The organism is Streptosporangium longisporum, assembly GCF_039534895.1.
Classification (GTDB): Bacteria; Actinomycetota; Actinomycetes; order Streptosporangiales; family Streptosporangiaceae; genus Streptosporangium; species Streptosporangium longisporum.
On record NZ_BAAAWD010000004.1, the window covers coordinates 34,052 to 48,830 of the forward strand.

Annotated in this window: 16 protein-coding genes; 12 read left to right on the top strand and 4 right to left on the bottom strand. The window is 71.2% G+C overall.

Annotated features, from left to right (window positions below; translation table 11 throughout):
• Positions 1 to 189: 189 nt before the first annotated feature.
• The 6 genes from ABD832_RS03275 (at position 190) to ABD832_RS03300 (ending at position 6,379) form a co-directional block, all read left to right on the top strand.
• A complete protein-coding gene (locus ABD832_RS03275; protein ID WP_344888026.1) occupies positions 190 to 768 on the top strand; it encodes a YqgE/AlgH family protein in 579 nt (192 codons plus the stop codon).
• A gap of 250 nt (positions 769 to 1,018) precedes the next feature.
• Positions 1,019 to 1,270, top strand: a complete 252-nt coding sequence (locus ABD832_RS03280) for a DUF3039 domain-containing protein (protein ID WP_344888029.1) — start codon at positions 1,019 to 1,021, stop codon at positions 1,268 to 1,270.
• 141 nt (positions 1,271 to 1,411) lie between these two features.
• Positions 1,412 to 2,239: a zinc metalloprotease gene (locus ABD832_RS03285; protein WP_344888032.1), complete on the top strand. Its 828-nt coding sequence runs from the start codon at positions 1,412 to 1,414 to the stop codon at positions 2,237 to 2,239.
• Positions 2,236 to 3,633: an MFS transporter gene (locus ABD832_RS03290; protein ID WP_344888035.1), complete on the top strand. Its 1,398-nt coding sequence runs from the start codon at positions 2,236 to 2,238 to the stop codon at positions 3,631 to 3,633. The genes ABD832_RS03285 and ABD832_RS03290 overlap by 4 nt, the downstream gene beginning before the upstream one ends.
• Before the next feature lie 97 nt (positions 3,634 to 3,730).
• Positions 3,731 to 4,417, top strand: coding sequence for a hypothetical protein (locus tag ABD832_RS03295; protein ID WP_344888038.1), 687 nt, complete (start codon positions 3,731 to 3,733; stop codon positions 4,415 to 4,417).
• 210 nt (positions 4,418 to 4,627) lie between these two features.
• The gene (locus tag ABD832_RS03300) at positions 4,628 to 6,379 is read left to right on the top strand and encodes a DEAD/DEAH box helicase (RefSeq protein WP_344888041.1); all 1,752 of its coding nucleotides are present in this window, start codon (positions 4,628 to 4,630) and stop codon (positions 6,377 to 6,379) included.
• Positions 6,380 to 6,487: 108 nt separating this feature from the next.
• Here the strand turns inward: ABD832_RS03300 and ABD832_RS03305 are convergent, their stop codons facing one another.
• The gene (locus tag ABD832_RS03305) at positions 6,488 to 6,892 is read right to left on the bottom strand and encodes a hypothetical protein (RefSeq protein WP_344888044.1); all 405 of its coding nucleotides are present in this window, start codon (positions 6,890 to 6,892) and stop codon (positions 6,488 to 6,490) included.
• Positions 6,893 to 7,089: 197 nt separating this feature from the next.
• Here ABD832_RS03305 and ABD832_RS03310 point away from each other — a divergent pair, with 197 nt between their 5' ends.
• Complete coding sequence (locus ABD832_RS03310; protein ID WP_344888047.1) at positions 7,090 to 7,740, top strand: hypothetical protein; 651 nt, start codon at positions 7,090 to 7,092, stop codon at positions 7,738 to 7,740.
• A gap of 6 nt (positions 7,741 to 7,746) precedes the next feature.
• On the opposite strand, the gene ABD832_RS03315 is transcribed toward ABD832_RS03310, so the two are convergent.
• Both ABD832_RS03315 and ABD832_RS03320 read right to left on the bottom strand, forming a co-directional pair.
• Positions 7,747 to 8,322 carry a nicotinamidase gene (locus tag ABD832_RS03315; protein WP_344888050.1) on the bottom strand — a complete coding sequence of 192 codons (576 nt, stop codon included), beginning with the start codon at positions 8,320 to 8,322 and terminating at the stop codon, positions 7,747 to 7,749.
• Between the two features lie 4 nt (positions 8,323 to 8,326).
• Complete coding sequence (locus ABD832_RS03320; RefSeq protein WP_344888053.1) at positions 8,327 to 9,616, bottom strand: nicotinate phosphoribosyltransferase; 1,290 nt, start codon at positions 9,614 to 9,616, stop codon at positions 8,327 to 8,329.
• A gap of 40 nt (positions 9,617 to 9,656) precedes the next feature.
• Between ABD832_RS03320 and clpS the strand changes: the two genes are divergently transcribed.
• The 5 genes from clpS to ABD832_RS03345 all read left to right on the top strand — a co-directional run bounded on the left by clpS (position 9,657) and on the right by ABD832_RS03345 (position 12,627).
• A complete protein-coding gene (gene clpS / locus ABD832_RS03325) occupies positions 9,657 to 9,944 on the top strand; it encodes an ATP-dependent Clp protease adapter ClpS (RefSeq protein WP_344888582.1) in 288 nt (95 codons plus the stop codon).
• 118 nt (positions 9,945 to 10,062) lie between these two features.
• Positions 10,063 to 10,587 carry a DUF2017 domain-containing protein gene (locus tag ABD832_RS03330; protein WP_344888056.1) on the top strand — a complete coding sequence of 175 codons (525 nt, stop codon included), beginning with the start codon at positions 10,063 to 10,065 and terminating at the stop codon, positions 10,585 to 10,587.
• A gap of 9 nt (positions 10,588 to 10,596) precedes the next feature.
• Positions 10,597 to 11,040 (top strand): M67 family metallopeptidase, encoded by a 444-nt coding sequence (locus ABD832_RS03335; RefSeq protein WP_344888059.1) that lies wholly within the window; start codon positions 10,597 to 10,599, stop codon positions 11,038 to 11,040.
• A gap of 252 nt (positions 11,041 to 11,292) precedes the next feature.
• Complete coding sequence (locus ABD832_RS03340; protein ID WP_344888062.1) at positions 11,293 to 11,571, top strand: MoaD/ThiS family protein; 279 nt, start codon at positions 11,293 to 11,295, stop codon at positions 11,569 to 11,571.
• A gap of 108 nt (positions 11,572 to 11,679) precedes the next feature.
• A complete protein-coding gene (locus tag ABD832_RS03345; protein WP_344888065.1) occupies positions 11,680 to 12,627 on the top strand; it encodes a PLP-dependent cysteine synthase family protein in 948 nt (315 codons plus the stop codon).
• A gap of 123 nt (positions 12,628 to 12,750) precedes the next feature.
• On the opposite strand, the gene ABD832_RS03350 is transcribed toward ABD832_RS03345, so the two are convergent.
• Entirely contained in the window at positions 12,751 to 14,730 is a 1,980-nt protein-coding gene (locus tag ABD832_RS03350; RefSeq protein ID WP_344888068.1) for a DUF3352 domain-containing protein, read from the bottom strand.
• Between the last annotated feature and the right edge of the window lie 49 nt (positions 14,731 to 14,779).

Below are 14,779 nucleotides of genomic sequence, written 5' to 3' on the forward strand. Positions count from 1 at the left end.
GCCCTCGGACCTCGCCCCCGGATCCGCGTCCCCGGGACGCGGATCCGGGGCCGCGGCCGGTGTCGTCGCGGGCCCGTACGCTCCGCGGAGTGGCCCGGCGTGCGCGGCCTGTGATGTGGGCCGAGGTCCGGGCATCGGAAAGGCCGGGTGGAGCAGCGCTCAGGGGGGTTCACCCCTCATGATGGAGGTATGGCGGAGGCGATCTACGTCGGTGGACTCCTGGTGGCGACCCCGCAGCTGGAGGATCCCAACTTCCGGCGCAGCGTGGTCCTGGTGCTGGAGCACGACCTCGACGGCGGCACCCTGGGCGTGGTGCTCAACAGACCCAGCGACATCTCGGTGACGCAGGTGCTTCCCACCTGGGACACCATGGTCACCGGCCCGTCCGTGCTGTTCCAGGGAGGGCCCGTCCAGACCGACAGCGCCCTGGCGCTGGCGGCGGTGCCCAGCGGGCAGGAGCCGCTGGGCTGGCGGCGGCTGCACGCGGGCATCGCGGCGGTGTCCAGGCTGGGCACCGTCGATCTCGACGCGCCCCCGGAGATCCTCGCCGGGGAGATCGCCCAGATGCGCATCTTCGCGGGCTACGCCGGCTGGTCGGCCGGGCAGCTGGAGAGCGAGATCGGCGAGGGCGCCTGGTACGTCGTGGAGTCCGAGCCCGGTGACACCTTCCACCACGATCCCGAGTCGCTGTGGCGGGCGGTGCTGCGCCGCCAGCGAGGCGAGCTCGCCTACGTGGCCACCTGCCCGGACGACCCCTCGATGAACTAGCGGCCCCCGTGACCCGCCGGTCCCTCCCGGTGGCCCGTTCCGTGCGGTCCCGCGGTGCCCCCGTTCCACGTGATCCCGCGATTCTCCCGGTGGCCCGTTCCGTGCGGTCCGGAGGTCCCGCGGTGTCCCCGTTCCCCGTGATCCCGCCGATCCTCCCGGCGGTCCGTTCCGTGTGGTCCGGCGGCCCTCCGGCGGTCCTCCCCGGCCACCGGTGGCCAGGACGGGCCGTCGCGGGCATAAAATCGCCAGGGTGAGTACGAAGATTCTCCCTGAGAGCGACGTCCGGCCGGACCTGTCGCACGGCGACGGCGACCACGAGCGCTTCGCCCACTACGTCGAGAAGAACAAGATCATGGAGAGCGCGCTGAGCGGATCTCCGGTCCGCGCGCTCTGCGGGAAGGTCTGGGTGCCCAACCGCGACCCCCAGAAGTTCCCGGTCTGCCCGGAGTGCAAGGAGATCTACTCGGGCCTGCCGAAGGGCGAAGACGGCGACAAAGAATGAGTGTTGCTCGTGGGTGATCGCCGCGGATGAGGCTACGGTCGGGATGTCGCCGGGGGGCGGCGAAACGACCAGCGCCTGGATCTGTCGGGGGAGTCCATGTTTCGGCGTGCGATCGCCGTTCTTTCCGCATGCCTTTTCACGGTGGGCGTCGCCGCGCCCCGCGCGCACGCCGCCCCCGAGCCTCCGCAAGGACCCGCCGTCCCCGCGCAGGCCACGGGCCCGGCCGCACCGGAGTCACCCGGTGTCCCGGCGCCGCCCGGGGGCCCGGCCGTGCCGCTCGCGCTCCCGGTGACCGTGCCCACCTGGGTGCACGTCCTCACCGACGGCCGCCTGGGCGCCCCCGAGACCGCGGTACGCGACCAGATCGCCACGCTCAACGCCGCCTACTCCGGGAAGCTCGGCGGGGCCGACACCGGGATCCGGTTCAGGCTGGACGGCGTCACCCGTACCGTCAACGCGGCCTGGTTCCGCGATCCCGTCGTCCACGAGCGGGAGATCAAGCGGCTGCGCCGGGGCGGCCCGGAGACCCTCAACCTCTACCTCGCCCAGCTCGGCGAGCTGGTGCTCGGCTACTCCACCTACCCGCACGGCTACACCAAGGCGCCCACCCTGGACGGCGTGGTCGTCGACTGGCGCAGCCTGCCCGGCGGGGCGATGCGCAGCTTCGACCGCGGGTTCACCGGCGTCCACGAGATCGGCCACTGGCTCGGGCTGCTGCACACCTTCGAGAAGGGCTGCGAGGCGATGGGCGACGGGGTGGCCGACACCTCGCCCCAGGGGCGTCCCACCGAGGGCTGCCCGCCGGTCAAGGACACCTGCGAGGGCGACGGGCCGGACCCGGTCCACAACTTCATGGACTACTCCGACGACCGCTGCATGTCCGGCTTCACCGCAGGTCAGGCCATGCGGATGCGGCAGATGTGGGCCGCGTACCGGGCCGCGGAGGCGGACACTACCCTTGACGGGTGACAGTACCGAAGACACCTGACGCTACACACGAGGTCCCCAGGGTCTTCGGCCCCGAGTACCGCACCGCCTCGCTGGGGATCATCCTCGTCGTCACGCTGATCGCCTTCGAGGGCATGTCCGTGGGCACCGTCATGCCCGCCGTCTCCAAGGACCTCGACGCCCTCGACCTGTACGGGATGAGCTTCTCGGCCTTCCTCATCGCCGGGCTGCTCGCCAACGTCGTCGCCGGCCTCTGGTCCGACCGGCGCGGGCACGCCTGGCCGTTCCTGCTCGGCGTGGGGCTCTTCACCGCGGGCATGGCCATGGCCGGGGCCGCCGTCTCCAAGGAACTGTTCATCGTGGCGCGGGCCGTGCAGGGCCTCGGCGGTGGCGCCGTCATCGTGGCGATCTACGTGATGATCGCGCGCGTGTACGTCCCGGCGACCAGGCCCCGGATCTTCGCCGCGCTCTCGGCCGCCTGGGTGCTGCCCGCCCTGGTCGGCCCCGGCCTCAGCGGCCTCATCGCCGGGACCGCCGGCTGGCGATGGGTCTTCTACGGCATCGTCCCGCTGGTCGTGCCCGCCCTCGTGATGCTCCTGCCCGCGCTGCGCGGCGGACAGGACCCCGACGACGCCGCCGCTCCCGTGCCCGCGGGGCCGCGCTCCCGGCCGCTGGCGATGACCCTGGCCGCCACCGCCACCGCGGTCGGCGCCGGGGTGCTGCTGTACGGCGCCGACCGCCTCCACCAGACCCCGCTGCCCGGCGCGGCCGCCGTCGTCCTCGGCGTGGTGCTCCTCGGCGCCGGGCTGCCGAGGCTGCTGCCCCCGGGCGCCCTGCGGTTCGGCCGCGGCCTGCCCACCACGCTCATGATGCGCGGGGTGCTCGCCTCGGCGTTCTTCGGCGTCAACGCCTTCATCCCACTGGTCCTCACCGAGGTCCGCGGCTTCTCCGTCGGCCAGGCCGGCATCGCGCTGACCATCGGCGCCCTGGGCTGGACCAGCGGCTCCTACCTGCAGAGCCGCCGCTCCTACGACCGCCCCCTGCTGGTACGGATCGGCGCCGCCGCGATCACCACCGGCATCCTGCTCACCCTGCTCACGCTGGTGCCCGGCGTCACCGGCTGGATCACCGTGCCCGCCTGGGTGATCGCCGGGTTCGGCATGGGCATCGGCACCACCAGCGTCAACATCACCGCGATGCGCCAGTCGCCCGACGCCGAGCAGGGCGCCAACTCGGCCGCGCTCCAGGTCGTCGACACCCTGGGCAGCGCGCTCACGATCGGTTTCGGCGGTGTCATCGTCAACCTGATCGGCCACGACGACATCGGCACCGGCTACGCCACGCTCACCGTGCTGATGGCCTCGATCGGGCTGCTCGGAGTGGTCGTGGCCGGCCGGATGCGGGACATCTCCTGACTCATTGGTCACTGGCGTACCAGCGCTCGCGCATGGCCAGACCGCACCCTGGCGGGCGTGGTAGGACGGTATGACCTGACCGCTTGCAGGAGGCGCCGTGCACGAACGATCCCGGGGATCGGATCCGCCGGACGAGCGCTCGCACCTCACCTGGCCGCCCCGGATCCCCGAGCCGGGTGACGACCTCCCTCCCTCGGCCCGCTGGTACGGCACCCCCGTCGCCCCGCCCGAGCGCGAGCCCGGGCGCCTGCGCCGCGTGCTGGTCGTCCTGCTCTCCCTGGCGGCCGTCGGCGCCGTCCTCGCCGGCGTGGTCGCCTTGGCCCTGTGGGCGCTGCCCACCACGCCGCCGGGCCGGGTGACCGATCCGGTCGCCGGGGTCAGCTACCCGCTGCCCGAGAGCTGGTCCGCGGGCACGAAGGCACCGGTCACCGCGTTCACCTCGGTCGTGGGCGACGGCGCCAACACGACCGTCATGGTGATGCCGGTGGAGCCCGCCTCCGACGTGCGCGCCACCACCGTCGAGCTCAGCGAGCTGTACGCGCGGCTCCTGCTGCACGGCGACGAGGTGAAGGTCGTGGACGACACCGAGATCTCGGTGGGCCCGCGCACCGGGTACACCCGCTCGCTGCGCGCCGAGTACCGGGACGTGGTGAACCGGCCGTCCTACCTGCGTGTGGCGTTCCTGGTCGGCGGTGGCCGGCCGGTGGTCGTGGTCGGGATGGCCCAGCCGGACGACCCGATCTCCAGGGCCGAGATCAACACGGTGATCGCGGGCCTGCGCTGAGAGGCGATCCCTCTCCTCGTCCTTCTCGTCGCGGGCCCGGTGAGGCGGGCCCGCGACGGCCCGCACTGCGACGGCCCTTCGCCCAGGTCACCGGGCCGTACGGCCCGCAGGAGAGGGCTTCGCGGGCCCCTAGCACGCCGGAGGGGCCTTGGCGAGGATCTCGGCCGATCGGCACGTCCTGTCGGCGGCGACGATTACGCTGGGGACACTGTGAGCACTTTCGCCGCATCCCACCTGCCGCCCTCGTATCCGGACCGTGCCGCCTGGGGCACCGCGCCGAAGCTTCGCGCGTGGCAGCAGGAGGCATTTGACCTGTACACCCGCCGTGAGCCGCGCGACTTCCTCGCGGTCGCCACCCCGGGAGCGGGTAAGACGACCTTCGCGCTCCGCATCGCCGGCGACCTCCTGTCGCGGGGGATCATCCGCGCTGTGACGATCGTCACACCGACGGAGCATCTCAAGCAGCAGTGGGCGGACGCCGCGAGCAGGGTCGGCATCGCGATCGACCCCGAGTTCAAGAACAGTCAGGGCGCCACCTCCCGCGACTACATCGGGGTCGCGATCACCTACGCCCAGGTGGCCATGCACCCGGCGCTGCACCGCGCCCGCACCGAGGCCCGCAAGACCCTGGTGATCTTCGACGAGATCCACCACGCGGGTGACGCGAAGTCCTGGGGGGACGGGGTACGCGAGGCGTTCGAGCCGGCCACCCGCCGTCTCGCCCTGACCGGCACCCCCTTCAGGTCCGACGTCAACCCCATCCCCTTCGTCACCTACGCCGAGGACGGCGACGGGATCCGGCGCAGCGTCTCCGACTACTCCTACGGCTACGGGCCGGCGCTCGCCGACGGCGTCGTGCGGCCGGTCATCTTCCTCGCCTACGCGGGCGAGATGCGCTGGCGGACCCGGGCGGGCGACGAGATCGCCGCCACCCTGGGCACCCCGCTCACCAAGGACCAGCTCGGCCAGGCGTGGCGGGCCGCGCTCGACCCGAAGGGCGAGTGGATCCGCCAGGTCCTGCGGGCCGCCGACCGGAGGCTGACCGAGGTGCGCCGGGGCGTTCCCGACGCCGGGGCCCTGGTCATCGCCACCGACCACGAGACCGCCCGCGCCTACGCCCGCCACATCCGGACCATCACCGGCGAGGGCGCCACGGTCGTGCTCTCCGACGACCCCACGGCGTCCAAGAAGATCAAGGAGTTCTCCGCCTCCGAACAGCGCTGGCTGGTCGCGGTCCGGATGGTCTCCGAGGGCGTCGACATCCCGCGCCTGGCCGTCGGCGTCTACGCCACGAGCATCTCGACCCCGCTGTTCTTCGCCCAGGCCGTGGGCCGTTTCGTCCGCGCCCGCAAACGGGGCGAGACCGCGTCCGTCTTCGTGCCCTCCGTGCCGACCCTGATGGGGCTGGCCGGGGAGATGGAGGCCGAACGCGACCACGTGCTCGACCGCAAGCCGCCCGAGGAGGGGCTGGACGACCTCCTGATGGAGGACGCCCAGCGCAAGAAGGACAACCCCGACGTCCTGGGTGACGAGTTGCCGTTCGAGACCCTGGAGGCGGTCGCCACCTTCGACCGGGTGCTGTTCGACGGCGGCGAGTTCGGCAGCGCCGCGGAGACCGGCTCCGCCGAGGAGGAGGACTTCCTCGGCCTGCCCGGCCTGCTGGAGCCCGACCAGGTCCGGACCCTGCTCAGCAAGCGCCAGTCCGACCAGCTGAAGGCCAGGCGCGGCAAGCCCGAGCCCAAGGAGCCGGAGGTCGCCCCGCACGAGGTGATCGCCGCCCTCCGCAAGGAGCTCAACGGTCTCGTCGGCGCCTGGAACCACCGCACCGGCCAGCCGCACGGCGTCATCCACGCCGAGCTCCGCAGGTCCTGCGGCGGTCCGGCCATCGCGCAGGCGTCCGCCGAGCAGATCCAGGAACGGATCGCCAAGATCCGCCACTGGGCCACCCAGCGCTCCCACTGATCCGGCCACCGGGTCGGACGGGTCGGACGGCGGGGTCGGCGACCCGGGCCGGACCGGAGGGAAGGACGGCTCGGGCGGCGGGTCGGACCGCGATCGCGGGCCTTCCGGTCACCTGACGGCGCGGTTCCGGTGGCGCAGGACCACGGTCGCGCACCCGTCCGTCCCGTCCGTCCAGAAGGGCGTCACGCCCCGCGACGCGTCCCACTGACGAGCGGGCCGTACCCGCTGTGGCGTGGGTACCGAGCCGGCACAGGAGGCGGCCCGCACGTCCCGCCGGGCCGCCTGCCGTGCCCCGGGCGCGGCGGACGAGGCCTGGCCCTGGACGGCGGCCGAGGAGGCGGCGACGACCGGGGTCCGCGAGGGGAGGCGGGCGGCGTCGGTGGCCCAGATCGTGGCCGCCTCCAGCGCGACCAGCGCCAGCACGCTCGTCATCCGCACCAGCCTCCCGCCGCGGAAGAGGTTCCACAGGCACAGCGGGGTCAGGACGAGCCAGGAGACGCCGAGTACGAACATGTGAGGTCACCACCGGTAGTGAGAGATATTCACTCCCTGTAATACTCCTGTCCTGCCTGGTGTCCGCCGGGTTTACCCATCCATGCCGATCGGGTAATCGTTCGGATGCTCAGAGTGAAGGCCCTTGGTAGTCTGTCGCCGCAACAACACCGGGCCCTCTCACCGGTTCCCCCTGATCCTTCTTTCGAAGAGGACGCGTGTCGGCCGAGATGATTCGTACCGAGATCATGGAGTACGTGGCTCCGATGTTCGAGCAGATCATGGCGAAGATGGACACCCTCGCCACCAAGCAGGATGTCGACGAGCTACGACGAGACGTGGCGAAGTGCGCCACGAAGGAAGAACTGGCCGAGGTCAGGCAGGACGTCGGTGAGCTGAAGCAGGATGTGGCTGGCCTCAAGGTGGACGTCGCCGAGCTCAAGGTGGAGATGTCCGAGGTCAAGCAGGACGTGGCCGTTCTGAAGGTGGACGTCGCCGGTCTCAAGGTGGACATGGCGGAGGTCAAGCAGGACGTCGCCGAGCTTAAGGTGGATGTCGCCGGTCTGAAAGTGGACATGGCGGAGGTCAAGCAGGACGTGGCCGTTCTGAAGGAGGATGTCGCCGGTCTCAAGGTGGACATGACCGAGGTCAAGCAGGATGTCGCGGATCTGAAGCTGGAGATGTCCGAGGTCAAACAGGATGTCGCTGAGCTCAAGGCGGACATGGCCGAGGTCAAGGAGGACGTGGCCGTCCTGAAGGTGGACATGGCCGAGGTCAAGCAGGACGTCGGTGGGCTCAAGCAGGACTTCGGGGTCATGGACGGGAAACTCGACCGGATCATCCTCTTCCTGGGCATGCCCGCCGCCTGAGGGGTCTCAGGCCGGGCGGAGCACCGGGGTCCCGGTGAGACGGGCTCCGGCGGAACCGAGCTCGGCGAGGGCGGCCTCCGTGGTCGGGGCGGCCACCCCGGCGGTGAGGTCCAGCAGCACCTGGACGGAGAGGCCGTGCGCGACCGCGTCCAGGGCGGTGGCCCGGACGCAGTGATCGGTGGCGATGCCGACGACGTCCACCGTGTCCACGCCGCGCTCGTCCAGCCAGTCGGCCAGGCTCGTGCCGTCGGGGGCGGCTCCCTCGAAGCCGCTGTAGGCGGCGGCGTGCGCCCCCTTGCTGAACACCTCCTCGACGCGTCCGACCTCCAGGGCGGGGTGGAAGTCCGACCCCCGGGTCCCGACGACGCAGTGGACGGGCCAGGAGGTGACGTAGTCGGGTTCGGCGGCGAAGTGGGAGCCGGGATCGACGTGGTAGTCACGGGTGGCCACGACGTGGTCGTAGCCGTGGGAGGCGGCGTGCCGGGAGATGGCGGCCGCCACCTCGGCGCCGCCGCCCACCGGCAGGCTGCCGCCCTCGCAGAAGTCGTTCTGGACATCGACGATGATCAGTGCGCTTGGCATGGGGCTAGTCAAACACGGTCGGGATCGCGGCGTACCCCCGGGACAGCTGGTGGGCGTTGGGGGGCAGCTCGGCGAGGGACTCGCGGTGCCGCGCGCGGGCCGTCACGAGCCCCTCGCGGCCGACGACCTCGCCCTCCCTGACCAGCGGGACCTGAAGCGGGCGGGCGCCCTGTGGGTGCTCGCCGGAGACGGTGACCACCTCTGCGGCGGCGGTGCCGTCCGGTTCCAGCTCGCGGAAGGCGGCCTTGCGCCCGCCCTGGCTGGGCTTGCCCACCGACTTCTTGGCCACCGGCCGCATGACACCCTCGGCGTCCTCACGGGCCACCAGCTTGTACACCATGGCGGCGGTGGGGGAGCCGGAACCGGTGACCAGCGAGGTGCCGACGCCGTAGCCGTCCACCGGCGCCGCGGACAGCGCCGCGATGGCGTACTCGTCGAGGTCGCTGGTGACGATGATCCTGGTCTTGTGGGCGCCGAGCCCGTCGAGCTGCTCGCGGACCTCGTGGGCCATCTGGGCGAGGTCGCCGGAGTCCAGGCGGATCGCGCCCAGCGCCGGTCCCGCCAGCTCCACCGCGGTCCGTACGGCCTCGGTCACGTCGTAGGTGTCCACCAGCAGCGTGGTGGCGGCGCCGAGGGAGTCGAGCTGGGCCCGGAAGGCCTGCTCCTCGGAGTCGTGCAGCAGGGTGAAGGCGTGGGCCGCGGTCCCGGTGGTCGGGACCCCGTACGTCCGGCCCGCCATGAGGTTGGAGGTGGCGGAGAACCCGCACAGGTACGCGGCCCGCGCGGCGGCCACGGCGGAGGACTCGTGGGTGCGGCGCGAGCCCATCTCGATGAGCGGCCTGGTCCCGGCGGCGTGGACCATCCGCGCGGCCGCGGAGGCGATCGCGCAGTCGTGGTTGAAGACGGACAGGATCACGGTCTCCAGCAGGACCGCCTCGGCGAACGTGCCCTCCACCGTCATGATCGGTGAGCCGGGGAAGTAGCACTCGCCCTCGGCGTAGCCGTCGACCCGCCCGGAGAAGCGGTACCCGGCGAGGAACTCCAGGGTGGGCTCGTCGACCACCTGGCTCGCGCGCAGGAACTCCAGCGTCTCGTCGTCGAAGCGGAAGGCCTCCAGGGCGTCCAGGAACCGGCCGGTCCCGGCGACGACGCCGTAGCGCCGCCCGTCCGGGAGATGGCGGGCGAACACCTCGAAGACCGCCCGCCTGCTCCAGGCGCCGCTTTTCAGGGCGGCCTCCAGCATCGTCAGCTCATAGTGATCGGTAAGCAACGCGGTGCTCATGCTCTTTGTCACGAGTCGAAGACTAAGCCCGGGGTAGGGCAGACTGGTGAATGTGGGTAGCACCGCTCCAACGGAGGTCGAGCGTCCGTCAATCGACGTACGACCCGATCTGCCATGGTTGACGATCGTCTGGAACGACCCGGTCAACCTGATGTCCTATGTGACGTACGTCTTCCAGTCCGTCTTCGGATACTCCAAGGAGAAGGCGGAGAAGCTGATGCTCGACGTGCACCACAAGGGCAGGGCCGTGGTCTCCAGCGGCACCCGCGAGGAGATGGAGCGCGACGCGCAGATCATGCACTCCTACGGGCTCTGGGCGACCGTCCAGCGGGATTCGTGAGCGGACGGCGGGGCCGGTGCCGCCCGTGCCCTCTGTGGCGGACGGGATCCGAAGGGCGGACGGGGTCCGAGGGGCGGACGGGTCTCGGACGCGGTCCGCGAGGAACGGTGGGCGGAAGATGAGTTCGGGATTCAGGCAGGGCCCGGAAGGCGGCGTGATCACGGTCTTCGACGCCGCCGAGGTGTCGATCCTGCGCTCGCTGGTCACGCAGATCCTGGGGCTCATCGAGCCGGGCGAGACCGGTGACGACCCCCTGGAGAAGGCCCTGGGCATCGGCTCCTCCGAGCAGTCCAACGACCCGGTGCTGGCCCGGCTGTTCCCCTCGGCGTACGAGGACGGGGAGGACGCCGCGGAGTTCCGCCGCTACACCGAGGCGACGCTGCGCGAGGGCAAGCGGGCCGACGCCAGGACCATGCTGGACAGCGCCGAGGCCGGCCGGGTCGAGCTGACCAGGGAGCAGGCGCAGGCGTGGATGCGCGCCCTGAACGACGTGCGTCTCGCGCTCGGCACCCGGCTGGAGGTGACCGAGGAGGTGCACGACGAGATCGCCGACATGTCGGAGAACGACCCTCGCTATCCGGCGTACGTCATCTACGACTGGCTGACCTACCTCCAGGACACCCTGGTCCGGGCCCTTTGGTAACTTCCCCCTATGCTCACGATCTCTCGGGAACTGGTCGACCGGATCATCGCGCACGCTCGGGCGGATCACCCCGACGAGGCCTGCGGGGTGATCGCCGGGCCGATCGGCTCCGACTCTCCCGAACGGTTCGTCGCGATGGAGAACGCCGAGCGGTCGCCGACGTTCTACCGGTTCGACTCGATGGAGCAGCTGCGCGTCTGGCGGGAGATGGACGACCGCGACGAGGAGCCGGTGGTGATCTACCACTCGCACACGTCCACCGAGGCCTACCCCTCGCGCACCGACATCTCCTACGCCTCCGAGCCGAACGCGCACTACGTGCTGGTCTCCACCCGTGAGGAGCTGGGCGAGGAGGCCGAGTTCCGCTCGTACCGGATCGTCGACGGGGTGGTGAGCGAGGAGGAGGTGACGATCACCCCCGCGGGGTCCTCACCCGGTACGGACGCGAGGTGAATCGTCCCTTTGGGTAAGCTGGTCCGCATGTCGATCGCCGCCCCGAGCCAGGAGGACGTGGTGCTCTCGCGTCCCGGTCCCCGGGCACGGCACGCGGGCGTCGCACCCGTGCAGAACTTCCTGTTCGCGCACACGCCCTCCGTCGTCGTCTACGAGTGTCGCCGGCCGGTTCCGCTGGAATCCCCCGGTGCCCACCGGTGTTCTGATCCGATGGGCTGTACTCCCATGACGACACAAGGAGATTGACCCGCGATGGCCATCGAGGTTCGCATTCCGACCATCCTGCGCACCTACACCGACGGCGCCAAGGCCGTGGACGCCAAGGGCGCCACGCTCGAGGAGCTGATCGGTGACCTGGAGTCCCGCCACCCCGGCCTCAAGGAGCGCCTGATCGACAAGGGCGCGCTCCGCCGCTTCGTGAACGTCTACCTGAACGACGAGGACGTCCGGTTCCTGGGCGGGCTGGAGACCCCGGTCGCCGACGGCGACACGGTCACCGTGCTGCCCGCCGTGGCCGGCGGTTCCCGCTAGCGGAGCGCGACGCCGCCCGTCCCGCGCACCTCGCGGGCCGGTCGGCGCGTGCCGCAGGTCCCGGCCTGCACCACCAGGCATGTCACCCCGAGGCGGAAGCCGTACATCATGCGCTTTGACTCACTGATCGACTCGGTCGGCCGGACCCCTCTGGTCGGCCTGCCCCGGCTGTCCCCCTCACAGGACGTGCGGGTCTGGGCCAAGCTCGAAGACCGCAACCCGACGGGTTCGATCAAGGACCGTCCGGCGCTGTGGATGATCGAGCAGGCCGAGAAGGACGGGCTGCTCCGGCCGGGCTGCACCATCCTCGAACCCACCAGCGGCAACACCGGTATCTCGCTGGCGATGTCGGCGCGGCTCAAGGGCTACCGGCTGATCTGCGTGATGCCGGAGAACACCTCCGAGGAGCGCCGCCAGCTGCTGCGGATGTGGGGGGCCAAGATCATTTCCTCGCCCGCGGCGGGCGGTTCCAACGAGGCGGTCAGGGTCGCCAAGGGCCTGGCCGCGGAGAACCCCGACTGGGTGATGCTCTACCAGTACGGCAACCCGGCCAACTGGCGTTCGCACTACGAGTCGACCGGGCCGGAGATCCTGGCGGACCTGCCGTCGGTCACCCACTTCGTGGCCGGCCTGGGCACCACCGGCACCCTGATGGGCGTCGGCCGGTTCCTGCGCGAGCACGTCCCCGACGTGAAGATCGTCGCCGCCGAGCCGCGGTACGGCGAGCTGGTGTACGGGCTGCGCAACGTGGACGAGGGCTTCATCCCCGAGCTGTACGACGCCGACGTGCTGACCACGCGGTTCTCCGTCTCCTCGGCCGACGCGCTGCGCCGCACCCGCGAGCTGCTGGACGGTGAGGGGATCTTCGCGGGTGTCTCCACCGGGGCCGCCCTGCACGCGGCGCTCGGCGTGGCGGCCAAGGCCGTCAAGGCGGGGGAGCGGGCCGACGTCGTGTTCGTGGTCGCGGACGGCGGCTGGAAGTACCTGTCCACCGGTGCCTACGAGGGAACGCTGGACGAGGCCGAGGAGCGGCTGGAGGGCCAGCTCTGGGCCTGACCCCGAGCCGGGCCGTCCCCTCCGGGGAGGCCCTGGGAGGGCGGGTCTGAGCCCGGAGAGAAGCGAAAAGGCCGGCCCCCGATCGGGGGCCGGCCTTTTTTGGTTCTCCGGTGTCGGTGAGGGCTAGTTGAACAGCAGCCTCAGCGAGAAGCTGGCCTCGCTGCCGGACTGGGTGCCGCTCATGCCCACGGCGCGGAGCACCTGGAGGTTGGCCCGATCCTCGCCCTGCAGGGTGCCGAGGTAGAGCTTCTCCACCTTGTCCAGGTCGACATAGGCGGCGAAGGTGGCCTTGTCGGCGTCGGGGACGGCGAGCTGGAAGGTCTCGCTGTCGCCCAGGCCGCCGTCCTTGCCGAGCTCGGCGGCGTAGTCCTGGGAGCCGGCCAGGACGAAGGTCCCGTCACCGGCGACCTTGGCGAGCTGCGGTGTGGCGGCCCCGGAGTCGACGAGGAACTTCTCGATCTTGCCGACGACCTCCTGGGCCTTGGCCGGGTCGGTGACGATCTTCGCGCCGAACCGGGGCTGGTTGCTCTCGATGCCGCCTGCGTCCACGGCCAGGGTGATGTTCTTGCCGAGCAGCGTCACCAGGTCGGCGGGGAGCTGCAGCCCGTACTTCTGCTGGGCCTGGTCGGCGAACTGCTGGAAGCCGGCGTTCCCGCCCGCGGCCTGGTCGGCCGACTTCATGATCTGCGCCCACTGCTTGCCGATCACCTCGCCGAGACCGGAGAAGGAGACCGCGCCCGCGGTGGAGGCCGGGAGCGTGCTGATCCGCGACGCCTCCGGGGTGCCCATGTCCAGGTTCTGGGCGCCGCGGCTGATGCCCGCGAGCTCGACGTACTCGCCGTCGAAGCGCAGGGCGCCCGCGACCCGGACGTTCTTGATCTGGTTCAGGGTGGCGGGGTCCTGGGTGGCCAGCTCGGGGGCCAGCGCCGCGATCTTGCCCGCGTCCATCCAGAAGGAGAGCACGCCGGTCTCGCCGAGGGCGCCCAGGTCGTCGGTGAAGGAGGCGTTCTCGCTCAGCGGCGCGGCCGTCGCGGCCTGGTCGGCCTCGGGCTGGGTGGCGGTGAGCAGCGCGTAGTCGTCGCGGAACGCGATGCCGTACTTCTCCTTGCCCATCAGCTTGGCGATGCCGGCCTTGGCCTGGTCCTGGTCCTTGACCTGGACCGCCACCACGACGCCGGGAACCGCAGTGCCCTTGCCCGAGGGCAGGGCGGCGAGGCCGATGCGGTCGCCGAGCCAGGGCTCGACGTCGGTGGCGTAGTCGATCGCGCCGAAGTCGTCGGCGTTGCCCTTCTTCAGCATGTCGAAGACGGCCTGGCGCGGGTCCTCGCCGGTGAAGGAGTCCTTGGTGACGGTGAACTTCCGGGCGATGCTGAACAGCGCCACCTTCTGGTTCGCCGCGGGGTCGAGGTCGAGCCGCACGTAGCCGATGGCGTTGGAGGGCAGGACGTCGTGCGGCTGCGTGCCGCCGCCGCTGAGCATGCTGGCCGCGAAGACGCCGCCGCCGCCCACCAGGGCCACGACCACCGCGGCGATCACCGCGAACAGCCAGCCCCTGCGCTTCTTGCCGGCGGGAGGCCCGGCCGGCGGACCGGCGCTCAGGAAGTCGGGGCCCTGCTGCTGCCAGCCCCCGGCCTGCTGACCGTAGTTCTGCTGCCCGTAGGGCTGACCCGTCTGCTGGCCGTAGGCCTGCTGCCCGTGCGTCTGCTGCCCGTAGGTCTGCTGGCCGTAGGTCTGCTCGCCGTACGGCTGACCGGCCTGCTGGCCGTAGCCCTGCTGCTGGTGACCGGCCTGGCCGTAGGGCTGACCGGCCTGCTGGCCGTAGTTCTGCTGCCCGTACGGCTGGCCCGCCTGCTGCCCGTACCCCTGCTGCCCGTAGGGCTGACCGGACTGACCGGGGGTGTGCTGCCCGTAGGGTCCGCCCTGCTGCGGGTAGGGCTGCCCCTGCCGGCCGCCGGGCTGGGAGTATCCGGACTGGCCCTGCGGGTGGGCCTGCGTGTGCGGCTGGTCGTTGTGCTGCGCACCCTCATTCCAGCGGTAGGCGATCGTCCTGTCGGGCTGCTGCCCCGGCGTGGGCGTCTGGTCGGGGGGATTGTTGGCAGGCATGCTCACTCACAATGTGGATTTCGCGGATATGGATGAAGTTAGTGCACTT

What these genes read in the sequence shown, in the direction of transcription:
- ABD832_RS03275 (WP_344888026.1), top strand. Translation starts at nt 190, where the DNA reads ATGGCGGAGGCGATCTACGTCGGTGGACTCCTGGTGGCGACCCCGCAG.
- ABD832_RS03305 (WP_344888044.1), bottom strand. Translation starts at nt 6,892, where the DNA reads ATGTTCGTACTCGGCGTCTCCTGGCTCGTCCTGACCCCGCTGTGCCTG.
- ABD832_RS03315 (WP_344888050.1), bottom strand. Translation starts at nt 8,322, where the DNA reads ATGCCAAGCGCACTGATCATCGTCGATGTCCAGAACGACTTCTGCGAG.
- ABD832_RS03330 (WP_344888056.1), top strand. Translation starts at nt 10,063, where the DNA reads ATGAGTTCGGGATTCAGGCAGGGCCCGGAAGGCGGCGTGATCACGGTC.
- ABD832_RS03335 (WP_344888059.1), top strand. Translation starts at nt 10,597, where the DNA reads ATGCTCACGATCTCTCGGGAACTGGTCGACCGGATCATCGCGCACGCT.
- ABD832_RS03340 (WP_344888062.1), top strand. Translation starts at nt 11,293, where the DNA reads ATGGCCATCGAGGTTCGCATTCCGACCATCCTGCGCACCTACACCGAC.
- ABD832_RS03345 (WP_344888065.1), top strand. Translation starts at nt 11,680, where the DNA reads ATGCGCTTTGACTCACTGATCGACTCGGTCGGCCGGACCCCTCTGGTC.
- ABD832_RS03350 (WP_344888068.1), bottom strand. Translation starts at nt 14,730, where the DNA reads ATGCCTGCCAACAATCCCCCCGACCAGACGCCCACGCCGGGGCAGCAG.